This is a genomic window from Microvirga pakistanensis (genome assembly GCF_004458765.1).
GTDB lineage: Bacteria > Pseudomonadota > Alphaproteobacteria > Rhizobiales > Beijerinckiaceae > Microvirga > Microvirga pakistanensis.
Genome location: NZ_SPJX01000026.1, coordinates 1 through 223, shown reverse-complemented (window position 1 = coordinate 223; position 223 = coordinate 1). Strand labels below are relative to the sequence as shown.

1 protein-coding gene is annotated in these 223 nt (G+C 64.1%); it reads left to right on the top strand.

Annotation, left to right across the window (positions count from 1 at the left end):
• Positions 1 to 223: septal ring lytic transglycosylase RlpA family protein (locus tag E4K09_RS01630; protein ID WP_134494619.1), on the top strand; the 223-nt coding region annotated here is incomplete at both ends.

Below are 223 nucleotides of genomic sequence, written 5' to 3'. Positions count from 1 at the left end.
GTGCATCCTGGTACGGCCCCGGTTTCCATGGGCGACGGACCGCAAGCGGTGAAACCTTCAATACCAATGACCTGACGGCGGCGCATCGCACCTTGCCCTTCGGCACCCGGGGGCGCGTCGTGAACAAGCGCACCGGAAAGTCGGTGGTGGTGCGGATCAATGATCGTGGCCCCTATGCGCATGGTCGTGTCATCGACCTCTCCCGCGCCTCGGCTGAGGCTAT